Source organism: Brevundimonas sp. DW-iso22 (assembly GCF_058725425.1).
Genome location: NZ_JBZXEB010000003.1, coordinates 452,991 through 471,031 on the forward strand (window position 1 = coordinate 452,991; position 18,041 = coordinate 471,031).

General features: G+C 67.6%; 12 protein-coding genes and 1 riboswitch. Of the genes, 6 read left to right on the forward strand and 6 right to left on the reverse strand.

Annotated elements, in window-relative coordinates:
- Positions 1-64: 64 nt before the first annotated feature.
- The 4 genes from AC4PRM_RS05815 to AC4PRM_RS05830 all read right to left on the reverse strand — a co-directional run bounded on the left by AC4PRM_RS05815 (position 65) and on the right by AC4PRM_RS05830 (position 4,642).
- Positions 65-952 carry a hydrogen peroxide-inducible genes activator gene (locus AC4PRM_RS05815; RefSeq protein WP_373256804.1) on the reverse strand — a complete coding sequence of 296 codons (888 nt, stop codon included), beginning with the start codon at positions 950-952 and terminating at the stop codon, positions 65-67.
- A 94-nt stretch (positions 953-1,046) separates the two neighbouring features.
- Entirely contained in the window at positions 1,047-3,233 is a 2,187-nt protein-coding gene (gene katG / locus AC4PRM_RS05820) for a catalase/peroxidase HPI (protein ID WP_492039198.1), read from the reverse strand.
- A gap of 158 nt (positions 3,234-3,391) precedes the next feature.
- Positions 3,392-3,778 (reverse strand): hypothetical protein, encoded by a 387-nt coding sequence (locus tag AC4PRM_RS05825; RefSeq protein ID WP_373256555.1) that lies wholly within the window; start codon positions 3,776-3,778, stop codon positions 3,392-3,394.
- An 87-nt stretch (positions 3,779-3,865) separates the two neighbouring features.
- Positions 3,866-4,642, reverse strand: coding sequence for an EcsC family protein (locus AC4PRM_RS05830; protein WP_492039123.1), 777 nt, complete (start codon positions 4,640-4,642; stop codon positions 3,866-3,868).
- Positions 4,643-4,753: 111 nt separating this feature from the next.
- Between AC4PRM_RS05830 and mdh the strand changes: the two genes are divergently transcribed.
- Entirely contained in the window at positions 4,754-5,716 is a 963-nt protein-coding gene (mdh, locus tag AC4PRM_RS05835; protein WP_487921357.1) for a malate dehydrogenase, read from the forward strand.
- 228 nt (positions 5,717-5,944) lie between these two features.
- Positions 5,945-6,838 (forward strand): aldo/keto reductase, encoded by an 894-nt coding sequence (locus AC4PRM_RS05840; RefSeq protein ID WP_492039124.1) that lies wholly within the window; start codon positions 5,945-5,947, stop codon positions 6,836-6,838.
- Here AC4PRM_RS05840 and AC4PRM_RS05845 read toward each other — a convergent pair.
- Together AC4PRM_RS05845 and AC4PRM_RS05850 are read right to left on the reverse strand one after the other, a co-directional pair.
- Positions 6,822-8,651 carry a TonB-dependent receptor plug domain-containing protein gene (locus AC4PRM_RS05845; RefSeq protein ID WP_492039125.1) on the reverse strand — a complete coding sequence of 610 codons (1,830 nt, stop codon included), beginning with the start codon at positions 8,649-8,651 and terminating at the stop codon, positions 6,822-6,824. The genes AC4PRM_RS05840 and AC4PRM_RS05845 overlap by 17 nt on opposite strands.
- 167 nt (positions 8,652-8,818) lie before the next feature.
- Positions 8,819-9,071, reverse strand: a riboswitch (cobalamin riboswitch).
- A 28-nt stretch (positions 9,072-9,099) separates the two neighbouring features.
- A complete protein-coding gene (locus AC4PRM_RS05850; RefSeq protein ID WP_492039126.1) occupies positions 9,100-9,726 on the reverse strand; it encodes a DUF4328 domain-containing protein in 627 nt (208 codons plus the stop codon).
- 91 nt (positions 9,727-9,817) lie between these two features.
- Here AC4PRM_RS05850 and mutS point away from each other — a divergent pair, with 91 nt between their 5' ends.
- The 4 genes from mutS (at position 9,818) to trpS (ending at position 18,038) form a co-directional block, all read left to right on the forward strand.
- Complete coding sequence (gene mutS, locus AC4PRM_RS05855) at positions 9,818-12,523, forward strand: DNA mismatch repair protein MutS (protein WP_492039127.1); 2,706 nt, start codon at positions 9,818-9,820, stop codon at positions 12,521-12,523.
- Positions 12,520-15,207: a [protein-PII] uridylyltransferase gene (gene glnD / locus AC4PRM_RS05860; RefSeq protein ID WP_492039128.1), complete on the forward strand. Its 2,688-nt coding sequence runs from the start codon at positions 12,520-12,522 to the stop codon at positions 15,205-15,207. Before mutS ends, glnD begins: the two co-directional genes overlap by 4 nt.
- A gap of 30 nt (positions 15,208-15,237) precedes the next feature.
- Complete coding sequence (gene murJ, locus AC4PRM_RS05865; RefSeq protein ID WP_492039129.1) at positions 15,238-16,833, forward strand: murein biosynthesis integral membrane protein MurJ; 1,596 nt, start codon at positions 15,238-15,240, stop codon at positions 16,831-16,833.
- A 134-nt stretch (positions 16,834-16,967) separates the two neighbouring features.
- Positions 16,968-18,038: a tryptophan--tRNA ligase gene (gene trpS / locus AC4PRM_RS05870; RefSeq protein ID WP_492039130.1), complete on the forward strand. Its 1,071-nt coding sequence runs from the start codon at positions 16,968-16,970 to the stop codon at positions 18,036-18,038.
- The last annotated feature ends 3 nt before the right edge of the window (positions 18,039-18,041 follow it).

Sequence of the window (18,041 nt, forward strand, 5' to 3'; positions counted from 1 at the left end):
CGGACGGCGGGCGAGGCGGACCCTAACAGCGCCGGATGCGAGCGCACCTTACAGAGTTGTAATCTCAGTCCAGGGTGAGGGCCTCGGCCAGCAGCCGGGCCTCGGCGGCGCGGCTGGAGCCATGGCGCCAGGCGACCACGATTTCCCGCCTGGGGGCCTTGGCCGAAATCTGGCGCACGACCACGCCGGGCATGTCGGCCAGACCGGCCCGCACGGCCATTTCGGGCAGGAAGCTGACGCCCAGTCCCGAAGACACCATCTGCACCAGGGTGTGCAGGCTGGTGGCGGCAAAGACGTCGTCGCCCTTGGGCGGGTCGATGTCGAAGGCGGCCAGGGCCTGATCGCGCAGGCAGTGGCCATCCTCCAGCAGGATCAGGTCCTCGGCCTTGAGGGAGCCCGCTGGGATGGGACCCGTGCCGGCCAGGGCATGACCGACCGGCGCAGCGGCCAGGATCTCGTCATCGCCGATGCGGGCATGGTCGATGCCGGCTGCCGTATAAGGCAGGGCGATAACGGCGGCGTCCAGTTGGCCCGCCTTCAGCGCCGCGATCAGCCGGGGTGTGAGGTCTTCACGGATAAACAGACGCAGGGCCGGATAGGCGACTTTCAACCCCGGCAGCTTGGCGGGCAGCAGGAACGGCGCGACGGTCGGAATGACGCCCAGCCGGAACCGGCCAGACAGGGGCTTGCCCGCATTCTTCGCCGCCTCGACCAGATCTTCCGTGCGGGCTAGGACATCTTCGGCCCGGCGCACGGCCTCGACCCCGACGGCGGTCAGCTGGACATTGCCGCGTGTCCGCTCGACAACGGCGGCCCCCAGGATCTTCTCAAGCTCCTGCACCCCAGCCGACAGGGCCGGCTGGCTGACATGGGCCGCCTCCGCTGCCCGGCTGAACGAGGCGTGTTCGGCGAGGAGTTTCAGATACTGGAGCTGTCGCAGGGTCGGGAGCATGCGCGCGACATAGGCTGTCGCTATCGACATGGCAAAATCAATCGGAAGGGCTTGGCCCTCTTCGCTGCATAGCGAGGAGGGCCAGCATTACGGATCAGGCCGCGACCTTTTCCGCGTGGACCGCGCGCTTTCGGATGTCGTAGCGGTCGTTCTCCATGACCTGGACCCAGGCCTTGACGAAGTCGCGCACGAACTTCTCTCCCGCGTCGGCAGAAGCATAGACCTCGGCCAGCGCGCGCAGCTGGGAGTTGGCACCGAACACCAGATCGGTGCGGGTGGCGGTCCAGCGCTGCTCGCCCGTGTCGCGGTCCGTGCCGACGAAGGTTTCGTCGGAGTGGTCGTCGACCTGTTTCCAGGCCGTGCGCATGTCTAGCAGATTGACGAAGAAGTCGTTCGTCAGCTGGCCCGGACGATCGGTCAGGACGCCATTCTCGGATGCGCCATGGTTGGCCCCCAGGACCCGCAGACCCCCGACCAACACCAGCATCTGCGGTGCGGTCAGGCCCAGCAGTTGTGCCCGGTCGACCAGCAGTTCTTCCGTTGGAACGTTGAACTGCACCTGCAGATAGTTGCGGAAACCATCGGCGCGGGGCTCCAGCACCTTGAAGCTGTCGGCATCGGTCTGTTCGGCCGAGGCATCGGTGCGGCCCGGCGTGAAGGGCACGGCGATGTCGTGACCGGCAGCCTTGATCGCCTGTTCGACCCCGACGGAGCCGCCCAGAACGATCAGGTCGGCGATGGAGACGTTCAGGCCGGACGAGGCCTTGATGCCTTCATAGACCTGAAGAACCTTGGCCAGCTTGTGCGGCTCGTTGACATCCCAGCTGCGCTGCGGCTCCAGACGGATGCGCCCGCCATTGGCACCGCCGCGATGGTCGGAGCCGCGCCAGGTGGCGGCCGAGGCCCAGGCCGTGCGGACCAGATCGGCGATCGACAGGCCCGACGAGTCGATATGCCCCTTCAGCGTATCGATATCGGCGTCGGTCAGTTTCGGACCGGTGTGGGCCGGGATCGGATCCTGCCAGATCAGTTCCTCGGTCGGAACCTCGGGACCCTGATAGCGGATCTTCGGCCCCATGTCGCGGTGGCACAGCTTGAACCACGCGCGGGCGAACTGGTCGCCGAAATAGGCCGGGTCGGCGCGGAAGGCCTCCATGATCTTGCGGTATTCCGGATCGACCTTGAACGCCATGTCGGCCGTGGTCATCATCGTCGGCACCTTCTTGCCCGGCGTGTGGGCGGCAGGGGCGAGGGTCTCTTCCGGATTGCCGACCGGCTGCCACTGTTTGGCACCCGCAGGGCTGCGGACCAGCTCGTATTCATGGTCCAGCAGCATGTCGAAATAGGTCATATCCCAGGTGATCGGCGTGGGCGTCCAGGCCCCTTCGATGCCCGAGGTGATGGTGTGGTCGCCCATGCCGCTCTCGTGGCCGGAGACCCAGCCCAGACCCTGCTGGGCGATGTCGGCCCCCTCGGGGCTGATGCCGACCTTGGAGGCGTCGCCATTGCCGTGCGCCTTGCCGAAGGTGTGACCCCCGGCGGTCAGGGCCGCGGTCTCGACGTCGTTCATGCCCATGCGGGCAAAGGTCTCGCGGATGTCGCGGGCCGACTGCAGGGCTTCGGGCACACCGCCAGGACCTTCGGGGTTCACATAGATCAGGCCCATCTGGATAGCGGCCAGCGGGTCTTCCAGCGCCATTTCCTTGTCGGGCTGGATGCGGGTCTCATTGCCCTCTTCGCCGACCCATTTCTCTTCGGTACCCCAATAGACGTCCTTCTCGGGCTCCCAGACGTCAGCACGGCCACCGCCGAAGCCGAAGACTGGTCCGCCCATCGACTCGATGGCGACATTGCCGGCCAGGATGAACAGGTCGGCCCAGCTCAGCTTGGCCCCGTATTTCTGCTTGATCGGCCACAGCAGACGACGCGCCTTGTCCAGGTTGCCGTTGTCCGGCCAGGAGTTCAGCGGTGCGAAACGCTGCTGGCCCGCGCCCGCGCCGCCGCGCCCGTCGCCGGTCCGGTAGGTACCCGCCGAGTGCCAGGCCATGCGGATGAAGAAGGGACCATAGTGGCCATAGTCCGCCGGCCACCATGGCTGGCTGTCGGTCATCAGGGCCGTCAGGTCGCGCTTGACCGCGTCGTAATCCAGGGTGTTGAACGCCTCGGCATAGCTGAAGCCGTCGCCCATCGGGTCGCCGGTCTTGCCCTGCTGGTGCAGGATATCGACCGCCAGATGGTTGGGCCACCAGTCGCGGTTGGTGCGACCCAAAAGGCTGCGCATCGCGCCTTTTTCCTTCTTGGGGTCGCTCAGGGGCGAGGGTCCGCCAGCGTTTCCGTCCATGATTCAGCTCCCGTGGATTATGGTTGTAGAGCCAGCCTATGCCCACAATGACGACAGGCAAAATCAATAAGTTTTGAGTTTGGAAACAGCTGAAGTTATCAAGGTGCGGGGCAGGGATATTGACGGCGCATGATCTCGCGGATGCCGTCGGTAATGGTCATCCTGCGCCGCTGTGGTTCGGGGATGGCTTTCAGCCTGCGGAGCACATCTTCGGAGTCGAACGAGAAACCGTCCATCGGAATGCAGGTCTGGCTCGGTCGGTTCGCCTGCTGGGCGCGATACTGCTCGGTCAGGACGGCCGAAATGCCGGCCTCTCCTTCACGCTTCAACCGGCGATAGTCGGAACGCAGGAGTGCTGTGACGTTGCGTGGAATGCGGTCGGCCGTCGCGATGAATTCATTGAGCGGCATGGTCTGGGCGGACACGACCCCGGGCCACAATCCGAGCGCGATTGCCGCCATGCTCAGCATCAGAATGCGCCTCATCGACTCTCCGCCGGCCACAGTTCTTGAAAAGTCCCCGCCGAACTCTTGGATCAATCCACGCAGATTAATCCAGCCTCCAAACCTGATTCATGCCGCTTCCGCCATCCAGCGCATGCGGCAGGCCATGATGGCCGTTTCGCCCAGCCGCTCGACCAGCCGCCAGTTGACGACGGCCCCGATCGGCGCACCGACGACGGGGATCAGCTGGGCCATCTTGGCCAGGTCGATATGGTCGCGATACTCGATCTGGAAGGTGCGCCAGTCGTAGTCGGTGATGGCTTGGGGCTGCTCGACATCCGCGATCCAGCGCTCCAGATCGGCCAGAGCCTCGGGTCGCCGCCGGGCGCTGGCGAAGGCCAGGTGGAAGATGTGCAGCACGAACAGCCGCTCTCTCGGAGACCCGCCACCCCAGCCATAGGCGGCCACGATGTCAGCCAGCATCCGCACCTTGATCGCCATCAGGGCCGGAAAGTCCGCTGCGGCCAGGACGAAACCGCCCGCGCCCGCGACCCCGCCTTCGACACTGGCGGTGTTGCGATAGACCTTGATGGCGGCGCGGGCCTTCAGTTCGGACGCAGCCAGCGACTCGCGCGGACCGGGCTTGGCCTGCAGGACGTCGGAGCCGAACAATATGCCCTTGGTCATCGCCTCGACCCCGGCGGTGATGACCTGATGCACGCGCTCGGGGATGATGCGGTTGATCCGGTCCTGTGTGCCGCGCGTGGCCTTGTCCCACAGGCCGGGGCGTTTCAGGACGCGGGTCCGCCAGGCCGCGACCTCGGTCCGCACCGTGGTTTCGTCCACGACGGTGACCAGGCCGTCGGGGGTGTCCTCGGCGGCGATCATTTCCTGTCCAACGGTCATCAGGCTCTCCGGTAACGCGGGGTTACGGTTGCAGGCGAATGCGGCTGGGTCTAGACCGCCGCCCGACAGCGGTGCAGTCGCCGCCTCACCTTTTCCTCCCGGAGATACTCAATGGCTCGCGCGAAGATCGCCCTTATCGGCGCCGGAATGATCGGCGGAACCCTGGCTCACGTGGCCGCGCGCGAAGCGCTGGGCGACGTCATCCTGTTCGACATCGCCGAGGGTACGCCCCAGGGGAAGGCCCTGGATATCGCTGAGGCCACCGCCGTGATCGGCACCGACGTCGCCCTGAAGGGTGCCAATGACTATGCAGACATCGCCGGGGCCGACGTCTGCATCGTCACCGCCGGCGTGCCGCGCAAGCCGGGCATGAGCCGCGATGACCTGATCGGCATCAACCTGAAGGTCATGAAGGCCGTCGGCGAAGGCATCAAGGCCCACGCCCCCAACGCCTTCGTGATCTGCATCACCAACCCGCTTGATGCGATGGTCTGGGCCCTGCAGAAGTTCTCGGGCCTGCCCAAGGAGAAGGTCATCGGCATGGCCGGTGTGCTCGACTCGGCCCGCTTCGCCTATTTCCTGGCCGAGAAGACCGGCGTGTCGATCCAGGACATTCACGCCTGGACTCTGGGCGGTCACGGCGACGACATGGTGCCGATGGTGCGCCACTCGACTGTCGGCGGTCTGCCCCTGCCCGACGCCGTCGCGGCCGGCATGCTCAGCCAGGGCGACCTAGACGCCATCGTCGATCGCACCCGCAAGGGCGGCGGCGAGATCGTCGCCCTGCTCAAGACCGGCTCGGCCTTCTACGCCCCGGCCGAGAGCGCCATCGCCATGGCCCGCTCGTACCTGCTGGACCAGAAACGCGTCCTGCCCTGCGCCGTCTGGCTGTCGGGTGAATACGGCCTGTCCGACCTCTATGTCGGCGTGCCCGCCCTGATCGGTGCCGGCGGTGTCGAAAAGGTCATCGAGTTCAGCACGAACGACGACGAAAAGGCGATGTTCAAGAAGTCGGTCGAGTCGGTCCAGGGCCTGATCCAGGCCTGCAAGGACATCGATTCTTCGCTCTCCTAAGAGGCGAGCTGGGGCGCTATCGCTCACGACGCGGTCGCTCGCTGCTTGAGCGCGATCACAAGCGAATGCGCTCAAGAAGTGAGCCGCCGCGCGGCGAGCGGTAGCGCCACCACAATGAGGCTGCAGGTTCGCCTGCAGCCTTTTTTGCTGGCAACCAATGTTCACCCGGTAACCATCAGGCAAGGCTTTGCCAATCTCGCCTTAAACTTTTGGGTTCAGGGTCCGTAGGTGATCCCGAATCGTGCGCCCTCTCCGATCGACAAACTGGCGATCGCCGTCGTGCATCAGCCCGAGCGCGCGCAGCCTGCGCCCTCGGGTGCGCGCGAGGACGCCCTGCGTTTCCTGCTTCAGACCGCCGCCGATGCGAAGATCCAGAAGGTCGCCACCCGGCCCGAGGGCGACGGAGAGCGATGGCTGGGTCAGGCCTGGCCGTTTCCCTCGCCGTTTCAGGTCACCGTCCGCACCATGCCCATTTCCGACGGCGTGGACCGGATCGAGGCGCGGGCGCGTCGCTCGCTGGAGCGTCTGGGTCTGCCGCGCGGCGATGCCCTGCTGATTTCCAGCGCCGCCGACCTGGCCGGGGCCGAGGGTCGCGCCCTGTGGGATCGTCTAACGGCGCTCAAGGATCGCGGCCTGTTCAAGCGGATCGGCTTCTGCGCCACGGTCGAGGATGGCCCGGCCCTGCTGGCCCGGCGCTTCCAGCCCGACATCGTGCAACTGCCCGTGAACATGCTGGATCAGCGCGCGCACCGGACCGGCGTACTGAGCGAACTGGCTGCGCTGGGCATCGAGGTCCATGCCTCGTCCGTCTTCGCCGACGGCCTTCTGTTCATGAGCGGTGACGCCCTGCCGACCGATATGGCGCGGCACAGCCATGCCCTGTCGCGCATCCGCCGCCGCCTGGCCGAGGCGCGGGTCGATCCGATGCAGGCGACACTGGCCTATGCCTTGGGCCTGGAAGAGGTGTCTGCCGTGGTCGCCAGTGTGGCCTCGGCCGCCGAACTGCGCGCCACCATCGCCGCTGCCCATGCGCCCGCACCGGCCCTGGACTGGGAAGCCCTGCAGCTGGAGCCGGCGACCATCGCCACCGGCTCCGCCGCCCGGATCAGTAGCGCAGCCTGATCCCCACATAGCCGGAGCGCCCCGGCTCGCCATAACCCAGCACCTGCTGATACCGCACGTCCGCCAGGTTCTCGACCCGCGCGGTCAGGCTGACCGCATCCGTCAGGGCATAGGCCGCATTCAGATTGGCCGTGACGAAGCCCTCGCGGACGGCGGACGTGGCCGAGTTGGTGTCCGGCTCATCGTCCTCGGCCCGGATGGTCAAGGCACCCGACAGGCGATCACCGGTCCAGCCCAGCGTTACCGATCCAGCCTGCTCCGGCACCCGCGCCAGTGCGCGACCAGTGCTTTCGTCCGTCGCATGGGTCCAGGCATAGGCCAGGGTCAGGTCGAAGCCTCCGCCCAAGATCGCGCGACCCTCCAGCTCGACGCCGTCAGTCGCCGTTTCGGCAATGTTGACATAGTAGCTGTCGAAGGTGACCGGGTCGAAGATATAGGTGATCTGGTCCTCGACATTGAGACGATAGACGGTCGCGCGCCCCTCGATACGGCCATCCGCCGAGCGCCAGCCGATGGCGGCCTCATAGCCCTTTGCCGTCTCTGGGCGCAGCTCGGGGAAGGGCTGGGAAGAGAAGCAGAAGTCGCAGACGGCCTGGCTGACCGAAGGGGCCTTGAAGCCGGTGCCGTAGGCTCCCGACAGGGTGAAGCCGGGACCGACATCCCAGGCGGCCGAGACCCGCCCGGTGGTCTTGGAGCCGAAGTCGTCCGTGTCGTCGAACCGAAGTCCGCCGGTGATGCTGAGAGCGCCCGTGACCTGATAACGCGCGGTGCCGAAGACCGAGTTGATCCCCAGACTGACGCTGTCGCCGGTCGAAATGCTGCCGGTGCTTTCTTCGCGTTCGGCACCGAAGGCATAGGTCGCCGCGCCGGTCTCGCCATTGGCCTGCCAGCGATAGGCCTGACGGTCGGCCTCGAAGACTGACCCGAAGGCGCTGAAGGTCTCGCGCTCGATGTCCGAGCCGGAGACACTGAACTGGTGTTTCAGGCCCAGGGCGTCGACGGTGGCGCGGACGACACCGGACCATTGCTCAGACTCTGACCGGTCGGCGTTGTCGGAGACCGGGAAGCCTTTGTCCAGATCGGCTTCGCTCTGTGACCAGCGGGCCGAACCGTCCAGCTTCACGCTCGGCGAGACGAGGTAACGGCCACGAACGCCGACGGTGGTGTTCTCGAAGCCGTCGGCTTCGGGATTACCGTTTGCCTCGTCGGCGACCGAAATCCCGTCGGTGTCGAAGCGAGAGACATAGCCGCCCAGTGCCCAGGTCTCGTTGGCGGTGCCGACGGCGAGACGACCGCGCATCGTGTCAAAGCTGCCGACCTCGGCCTCGGCGCGGACGCCGTCGATCTCGCGGGTGGTAAAGGCGATGACGCCGCCGATGGCGTCGGAACCCCAAAGCGACGACTGCGGCCCCGACAGCGCCTCGATGCGCTCGATATCGCCCAGATCGAAGCCTGAGACGTCATAGGCACCGTTCGGCTCTGCCGCGTCATTGACCGGTGCGCCATCGACCAGCACCAGGGTCTTGCCGGGCGTGGCTCCTCGCATCCGAACCTGAGCCACGCCGCCGAACGCGCCCGACCGCGTCACGGACAGCCCCGGCACATCGGCCAGGATATCGGCGGCAAAGACCGCGCCGCGCTGTTCGATGGTGGCGCGGTCGATGACGCGGGCTCCGGGCGTCTCGGCGACGATGGCCGGGATGCGGGTGGCCGTGACGACCACCTCTTCGAGTTCGGGCACCTCCTGGGACCAGGCAGGCGCGGACAGGCCGACCGCCACCAGTGCGGTCGAGAGGAAGAGATAACGCTTCATGTGAGCGGCTCCGTATAGCCCCGGCGTCGCGCGCGACGGGACGATGAAAGCGACCAACCCGCACTGGACGCATCCAGCACGGCGCAGAGATCGGGTCGCTTCGACGGAACATCCCTGCTGATGTCAGCAGGGGGCAGGCCCCACGCCTCTGTCTGGTCCCGGACAGCGGACGAGCGACGGGGGCGGCCAGGTCTCCTGGCTTGCGGATCGAAGGCCAAACGCGGTGCGGGTCGAAGACCCGCGCTTAGCGCCCTTGGCCAGCAAAAATGCTGACTCCGCGTTCTCACCTTCCCAGTTGTCTTGACGACGCCCAGTGGTGCCGGGATTGCGCCCGGATCGAACGACGGACCTCCCCGCCTACAGTTGCGGGCACAGCCGCGGTGTCTGACCGCGTTCCCTTAACCGCCTGTCGTTGCGTATTGCAGGCGTTGTGACCTGCGGCAAGGCTTCAGAACACCTCGGCCTGGAGCTGTGCCGTCTGGGCTTCGGTCACAGCCATTACGATGCGGCGGAACAGCAGGGCTGCAGCGATGCCGGCGAGACTGGCAATCACGCCCAGCACCGACGAGGTCATCAAGGTGGAGGGATCGTTGCCGGAAAAGGCGATGCGGGCGCTGATGTTGCCGACGATGCCCGAGATCAACCAGGCTGCCCACCACGGACCGAGCGGTAGATCTGTACCCGACCGGCGATTGGCGCGAACCATTTCAGCCATGGCCTTGTAGGGCTTCCACAGATTGGCGAACGGAATGAAGAACCAGCCGACGGCCCAAGGAGGCGGCGTCTCGAGTTTGCGACGATTGGCGCAGGTATTGGCGTTGGCGCGATAAATCCAGCGCGCCGCGATGACGACTGTCGTGAGATAGAGTCCGATGTGCACAAACGCGATCAATCCCGTCAGGCTCCATGTGTCTAAGGTCCGTTGGGACAGGGTGTCGAGGTTGCTTAATACGAATATGTCGGCAGCAGACCAGGCCGCCATGATGCCCTCGCCGATCGCCACCAACACCAGCCACCGCGCGGTGGTTGCGCCCAACAGATTGATCGGGCGAAAACGATACTGTGCTGATGTCATGTGGTCCCCCTGCCGACAGCAACCACATGTCCTGCTCGCCACGCAAGACGCTTGAGGCGATCCGCACAATCCGCCACCCTGTGGCGCTCCCATGAACGCTCCGCTCATTCATCCGCCGAAAGCCGATCCCGCGCCCTCCGTCCCCAATGCGGGGGAAGGGACAACGCCAGTCATGGCGCAATTCTTGGCGGCCAAGGCCAGCCAGCCGGATGCCATCGTCTTCTTCCGCATGGGCGACTTCTACGAGCTGTTCTTCAAGGATGCGGAGATCGCCTCCGCGGCGCTGGGCATCACCCTGACCAAGCGGGGCAAGCATCAGGGCGAGGACATTCCCATGGCCGGGGTGCCGGTCCATGCGCTGGACGGCTATCTGGCGCGCCTGATCCGTCAGGGGTTCAAGGCGGCCATCTGCGAACAGATGGAGGCGCCGTCGGAGGCCCGCAAACGCGGCTCCAAGGCCGTGGTCCACCGCGACATCGTGCGGGTGGTGACGCCCGGCACCCTGACCGAGGACAGTCTGCTGGACGCACGCGGGGCCAACCGGCTGGCGGCCGTGGCGGTGCGCAAGGGCCGGGCGGCTGTGGCGGTGGTCGAGCTGTCGGCTGGCACAGTCGATGCCGTCGCCTGTGCGCTGGAGGATCTGGGCGCGACCCTGGCCTCGTTCCGGCCGTCCGAAGTGCTGGTGCCCGACCGCCTGTTTTCGGACGAAGCCACCAAGGATGCGTTGAACGGATCGGGCGGGGTGGTGCAGGCCCTGCCCCAGGCCCTGGCCGAGCCCGTCGGGGCGCGGGTGCGGATCGAGCGGCTGTACGGCGTCGCCTCGCTGGACGGGTTCGGCGCGTTTGAAGAGGCGGAGGTGTCTGCCCTGGGCCTGATCGCCGCCTATCTGGAGACGACCCAGGCGGGCCGGATTCCGGCCCTGACGCCGCCGCGCCGCTCGGGCGAAACCGGCTTTCTGGCCATCGACCCGGCCACCCGCCAGAGCCTGGAGATCGACAGGACCCAGCGCGGCGAGCGCGAGGGGTCGCTGCTGGCCTGTATCGACCGCACGGTAACATCCGGCGGCGCGCGTGCCCTGGCCGAGCGGATCGCCCGGCCGCTGCGCGATCCCGTGGCCATCAACCATGGCCTGGATGCGGTCGAATGGCTGCTGGAGCGGCGCGATCTGCGGCGCGATCTGCGGGACACCCTGCGCGCCTCCGCCGATGTGGCGCGGGCGACCTCGCGGCTGGTGCTGGGGCGGGGCGGGCCGCGCGATCTGGCTGCCGTGCGCACGGCGCTGTCCACCGCCGAACGGCTCGCGGGCCTGTTTCCGCCCGAGCGCAATGCCCTGACCGGCGCACCCGCCCGTATCGCCGCCTGTCTAGACCGGCTCAGCCTGTCGCCTGACCTGGCCCGGTTGCAGATCGATCTGGCGGAGGGTCTGGTCGCCGAGCCGCCGCACCTGGCCCGCGACGGCGGCTTCGTGGCGCCCGGCTATCGCCCGGAACTGGAGGCGGCCCGCACCCTGCGCGACGACAGCCGCCGCGTCGTCGCCGATCTGGAAGCCAAGGCCGTCGCCGACAGCGGCGTGCCCTTCAAGATCAAGCACAATGCCGTTCTGGGCTATTTTCTTGAGACCAGCGCCAAGGCGGCCGAACCGCTGCTGCGTCCCTCCGAAGCCAGCCCTTTCATCCATCGCCAGACCCTGGCCAATCAGGTGCGGTTCACCACCGTCGAACTGTCGGAACTTGATGCGAAGATCAGCCAGGCCGGCCACCGTGCCTTGGCCATCGAGGGCGAGACCTTCGAGGGCTGGCGGCGCACGGTGCAGGCGCTCGCCCTACCGCTTCAGGACGTCGCCGAGGCCCTGGCCGAGCTGGATGCCCATGCCGCCCTGTCCGAGTGGGCGGAAGAAGTGGGCGCGGTCCGGCCCACTGTGGACGACACCACCTGTTTCGAAGTCACCGCCGGTCGCCACCCGGTGGTCGAAGCGGCAGTCAAGAAGTCAGGAGAACCTTACACTCCCAACGATTGCCGACTGGATGGTTCGGGCAGTGCCTGCGCCCGTCTAAGCATCGTCACCGGGCCCAATATGGCGGGTAAATCGACTTTCCTGCGCCAGAATGCCCTGCTGGTCGTGCTGGCCCAGGCTGGGGCCTTCGTGCCCGCGCGCGCCATGCGTCTGGGTGTGGTCGATCGGCTGTTCAGCCGGGTCGGGGCGGGTGACGACCTGGCGCGGGGCCGTTCCACCTTCATGATGGAGATGGTCGAGACCGCCGCCATCCTGACCCAGGCGACGGAACGCAGCTTCGTGGTGCTGGACGAGATCGGGCGCGGCACCGCCACCTATGACGGCCTCGCCATCGCCTGGGCCGTCGCCGAAGCCCTACACGACCGCAACCAAGCCCGGACACTGTTCGCCACCCATTATCACGAGCTGGCCGGGCTGGAGACGCGGCTGGCCCATGTCTGCAACCTGTCCATGAAGGCACGGGAGTGGAACGGGGAACTGGTCTTCCTGCACGAGGCCGCGCCCGGGGCCGCCGACCGCTCATATGGCGTGCAGGTTGCTCGACTGGCCGGTGTGCCTAACGCCGTGGTCAGTCGTGCGCGTGAGGTGCTGGACCGGCTGGAGGGCGAAAAGGCGGCCGTCGGCAATCTGTCCGACCTGCCGCTGTTTGCCGTCGCCGAGCCGCCCGCCCCGCCGCCCCCCTCCATCGTCGAGGACGCGCTGAAGGGGATCGAGCCGGACGAGCTGTCGCCCCGCGAGGCACTGGAGGCCCTGTATCGGTTGAAGGGTCTGGCGGGCCGGTGACCGAGCCCCTCGACGCGCGACTGCTCGAGGCGGCCGCCGCTGCGGATGGGCCGACCGCTGTCGCCGCCGTCCTGCGCGAAACCTGGGAGGCCGCGCGTGCTCGCGCGGGACGCCGTCTGGAAGCGGGCGGCGAGGGGGTCGAGGTGGCCCGGCTGTATTGCAGCGCCGCCGACGAGCTGCTGATCGCGCTGTGGCGGGTGACGACCGAGACGCTCTATCCCGCGCACAATCCGACTGCGGCCGAGCGACTGAGCCTGATCGCGGTCGGCGGCTATGGGCGGGGCGTCCTGGCCCCGTATTCGGACCTCGACCTGCTGTTCCTGCGGCCGTGGAAATCCAGCCCGCGCACCGAACAGGTCATCGAGTTCATGCTCCATATCCTGTGGGATCTGGGCTTGAAGGTGGGTCAGTCGGCGCGGTCGATCGATGAGGGCCTGTCGCTGGCCAGGAGCGACATGACCATCCGCACCACCCTTCTGGAGGCGCGCTATCTGGCCGGTGATGCCGCCTTGGCGCAGGAGTTCGAGCAGAAATTCCAGGCCCTGGTCGCCAGGGCCGACCCCCGCGCCTTCATCGCCGCCAAGCTGGAGGAGCGCGACGTCCGCCACCAGAAGACCGGCGCCGTCCGCTATCGCGTCGAGCCCAACGTCAAGGACGGCAAGGGCGGCCTGCGCGACCTGAACACCCTGTTCTGGATTGCCCGCGCCCTGGCCCCCGAAAGCCCGCTGGGCGCGCGCGTGCTCGACGACCTGCTGACGGCACGGGAGAGACGCACCTTCGAGGAGGCGTTCGACTTCCTGTGGCGCACGCGGGCGCATCTGCACCGGGTCGCGGGCCGGGCCGAGGAGAAGCTGACCTTCGACCTTCAGCCCGAGGTCGCCCGGCGCATGGGCTGGCACGGGCGGGGCGACGAACCGGCGGTCGAGCGGTTCATGCGCCGCTATTTCCTGAATGCGCGCGATGTGGGGGCCCTGACCCGCGCCATGTCCGCCAAGCTGGAAGCCCGGCACCAGAAACGAACGATGAGCCTGTCGCGCCTGATCCCGGGGCGTCGCCGCAACCTCGGCGTCGAGGGCTTTGTGGAGGAGGCCGGGCGGCTGTCGGTCACGGGGGCGGATGTCTTTGCCCAGGCCCCGGAGAAGCTGCTCTATCTGTTCCGGGTGGCGGACCAGCACGATCTGGACCTGCACCCCGATGCCTTTTCGGCGGTGACGCGATCCCTCTCGCTGGTGACGCCGTCGCTGCGACGGGACCCGGAGGCGACGCGGGCCTTCCTCGACATCCTGGCGCAGGGGCAGAGGCCTTACCGCGTCCTGACCCTGATGAACGAGACGGGGCTGCTGGGCCGGTTCCTGCCGGAATGGGGCCGGATCGTCGGCCAGACCCAGTTCAACATGTACCATGCCTATACGGTCGACGAGCACACGCTTCAGGCCATCGGCATCATCAACGACATCTGGCGCGGCAAGCTGAAGGCGGACCACCCGACCGCGACCGAGATCGTCCACCGCATCGACGATTTTGAGGCCTTGATGCTGGCCATGCTGCTGCATGATGTGGGCAAGGGTGGCGACCGGGGTCAGCTGGAAGACGGAGCCATCGCCGCGCGCCGGGCCTGCGACCGTCTGGGCCTCGATCCGCGCCGGACCGAGTTCGTGGTCTGGCTGGTCCTCAACCATCTGGCGCTCAGCGACTATGCCCAGAAGCGCGACGTCTCGGACCCCGCGACGGTGCGGGCCTTTGCCGATCTGGTCGGCGATCCGGAGCGGTTGCGCACCCTGCTGGTGTTGACCGTGGCCGACATTCGCGCCGTCGGGCCCGGCGTCTGGAACGAGTGGAAGGGCCAGCTTATGCGTGCCTTGTTCAAGCGTGCCGAGGCCGTGTTCCGGGGAGAGGATCTCAGCCGTGTGGAGCCGCTGGACGACCACGCCGAACTGATCGCCCGCGCCGGTGCCAGGGGTGCCGCCGCCGAGGCCCTGATGACCGCACCCGCGGCCGAGACGGATCGGGCTGCGACGCGGGTTGCCATCGCCGCGACTGACCGCTCCGGCCTTTTCGCGGATCTGGCCCGGGCCCTGGCCGAGGCGGGGGCGGACGTCGTCGGCGCGCGCGTCGCCACCGCCCCCGACGGCACGGCCCTGGATGTATTCGAGCTTCAGGACGGGGCCGGAGCGCCCTATGGCCAGGCCGAGCCGCGTCGTCTGACCCGCCTGATTGCAGCGCTGGAAGCGGCGGCGCTTGGCAAGGGTGGTGCCACCAGCCTGCCGACGCCCGCGCCCAACCCGCGCCGCGCCGCCTTCGACGTGCGTCCGACCGTGATCATCGATCTGGAGGAGACGCCCGGCGCCGCGGTGGTGGAGGTCTCCGGGGCCGATCGCCCCGGCCTGCTGGCCGATCTGGCCCGCACCCTGGCCGACCATCGCCTGTCCATTCGCTCGGCCCATATCGCCGGCTTCGGCGAGCGGGCGGTGGACGCCTTCTACGTCACGGACGGCAAGGGGCAGACGCCGAAAGCGGGGCGCGCACTGGAGCGGTTGCGCCGCGATCTGGAGGCGGTGCTGGATCGCCGCGACGCAGGCTCGGGCCGTGCTGCCACCGCCGTGCGCGCCTCACTGCGTGACGTCTCCGATTTCGGACCGCGTCGTCGGCAAAGACCGGTATCGCCGCGCCCGGAAGCGGGCTAATCGGCAGGTCCGCGTTTTCGAGCCCCCGTCATGAGCCTAGCCCGCAACACCCTTGTCCAGGCCTCCCTGACCCTGGGCAGCCGCATCCTGGGCTTTGCGCGCGACCTGGCCCTGTCGGCCCGCTTTGGCCAGGGGCCGATGATGGACGCCTTCACCACGGCGCTGATGCTGCCGAACATGTTCCGGCGGCTGTTTGCCGAAGGGGCCTTCGCCCAGGCCTTCGTGCCGGTCTATGGCGGGGTGCGCGCCCGCGAGGGCGACGAAGCGGCGGCCGTGACGGCGTCCGAGGCCATGTCCTTCATGCTGGCCGTGGTCGCGGCCTTCTGCATCCTTTTGCAGGTCCTGATGCCGTGGATCATGCCCTGGCTGCTGTCTGCCTATCAGGGCGACGAGGCCGTGCTGCGCGTGGCCGTGACCGCGACCCAACTCGCCATGCCCTATCTGGCCTGCATGACCGTGGCCTCGCTCCTGTCGGGCGTGCTGAACACGGCGGGCCGGTTCGCCCTGTCGGCGGCTGTGCCGATCTTTCTCAACCTGTGCACCCTGGCCCCGCTTTTGCTGGCCTATGTCCTTCCGGCCAGCCAGCCGACCGTCCTGCTGTGGGTGACGGCGGCGGTGACGGTGTCCGGCCTGATCCAGGCGGGCCTGCTGTGGTGGGGCGTCCGGCGGCTGGGCGTGACGCTGCGCCTGTCCTGGCCGCGCCTGACCCCCAATGTAAAGCGGGCCCTGGCCCTGGCCGTGCCCGGCGCGCTGGCCGGTGGGGCCATGCAGGTCAACTCCCTGGTCAGCCAGGTTCTGGCCGGTTCGGACGAAGGCGCGCGCTCTGTGATCTACAATGCGGATCGTCTGTATCAGCTGCCTCTGGGCCTGATCGGCGTCGCCATCGGCCTGGCCCTGGTGCCGCGCCTGACCCGGGCCTTCGTCGCCGGAGATCATGAGGGCGGACGCAAGACGCTGGATGACGGCATCACCCTGGCCATGGCCTTCACCTTGCCGGCCGCCGTGGCCCTGTTCGTCATTCCCTTCTTCATCATCGACGCCACCGTGACGCGCGGGGCCTTCACCAGCGCCGATGCGGCCCGCACGGCCGATGTCCTGCGCCAGTTCGCCTGGGGTGTGCCTGCCTTCGTCCTGGCTAAGGTCCTGACCCCGCCCTTCTTCGCGCGCGAGGATACCCGTCGCCCCATGATCTATGCCGTCTCGGCCGTGATCTTCACCATCGTGGTCGGTTCGGGCCTGTTTTTCTGGCTGTCCAGCCAGGGGATCGACGGCGTCCTGGGACTGGCCATCGCCACCAGCCTGTCGGCCTGGATCAATGTCGCCCTGCTGGCGGGGACCCTGGTGCGCGAGAACGCCTGGCGACCGTCGCCCGCCTTCGTGTCGCGCATCGCCAGGGTGTTGCTGGCCAGCGCGGTCATGGCCGCCGCCCTGGTCGCCGCCGGCATCGGCTACGAGGCCCTGAGCCGGATATTCCTGGCCAAGGAGATCGCGGTTCTGGTGGTCTGCGGGGCCGGCATGGCTCTTTATGCCGTCTGCCTGTTCGTCTTCCGCGCGGTCACCCCGGCGGAGTTGAAGGCGGTGCTGCGCCGCGAACCGGGCGCGTCCGTCTCCTCCGGTCTGGACTGACCGGTGGCGAGGCGATAAGCGCGAGTCCATGACGATGCACGGACACCAGATGACCGACGGACGATGGCGCGGCTGAACGACGCCTGCGCCTGATCACACCCTGTTTGCCGCCTTTTCGTACCCGGACCACCGTCATGACCGATACCGTAACCCCGACCGCGCCTCAGTCCGCGCCCCAGAACGTGCCCGCCTTTGAAGGCCCGCGCCGCATCCTGTCCGGCATCCAGGCCTCCGGTGCCCTGCATCTGGGCAACTATCTGGGGGCTCTGAAGCGGTTCACCGAGCTCCAGGATCAGGGCGCGCCCTGCTTCCTGTTCGTGGCCGACATGCACGCCATCACCGTCTGGCAAGACCCCGCCAAGCTGGCGGACCAGACGCGGGAGATCGCCGCCGCCTATCTGGCCAGCGGCCTCGATCCCGCTCGCTCGATCATCTTCCCCCAGTCCGCCGTGCGTGCCCATGCCGACCTCGCCTGGGTGTTCAACTGCGTCGCCCGCCTGGGCTGGCTGGACCGGATGACGCAGTTCAAGGAGAAGTCAGGCAAGCACAAGGAGCGCTCCTCGGTCGGTCTCTACACCTACCCGGTGCTCCAGGCCGCCGACATCCTGCTGTACAAGGCTACAGAGGTGCCGACCGGCGAGGACCAGAAACAGCATCTGGAACTGACCCGCGACATCGCTGCCAAGTTCAACAATGACTTCGGCGTGCCCGGCTTCTTCCCCCTGCCCGAACCCCTGACGCAAGGACCCGCGCCGCGCGTGATGAGCCTGCGCGACGGCTCGGCCAAGATGAGCAAGTCCGACCCCTCGGACCAGTCGCGCATCAATCTGACCGACGACGCCGACACCATCGTGGCCAAGATCCGCAAGGCTCGCTCCGATGCCGACGTCCTGCCGGACTCGCTGGAGGGGCTGAACGAACGGCCCGAGGCGAAGAACCTGGTGACCATCTATGCGGCCCTGTCGGACCTGACCCGCGAGCAGGTGCTGGCCCGGTACGCCGGTCAGGGCTTCGGAGCCTTCAAGCCCGCCTTGGCCGAACGGGCCGTCGAGGCCATGGCTCCCGTCACCGCCGAAATGCGCCGCCTGATGGCCGACCCCGCCGAGATCGATCGGGTTCTGAAAGACGGAGCCGAACGCGCTTCGGCGATCGCTGATCCGGTGGTGGATGAGGTCAAGAAGATCGTTGGATTCTGGCGGGCGTAGCCG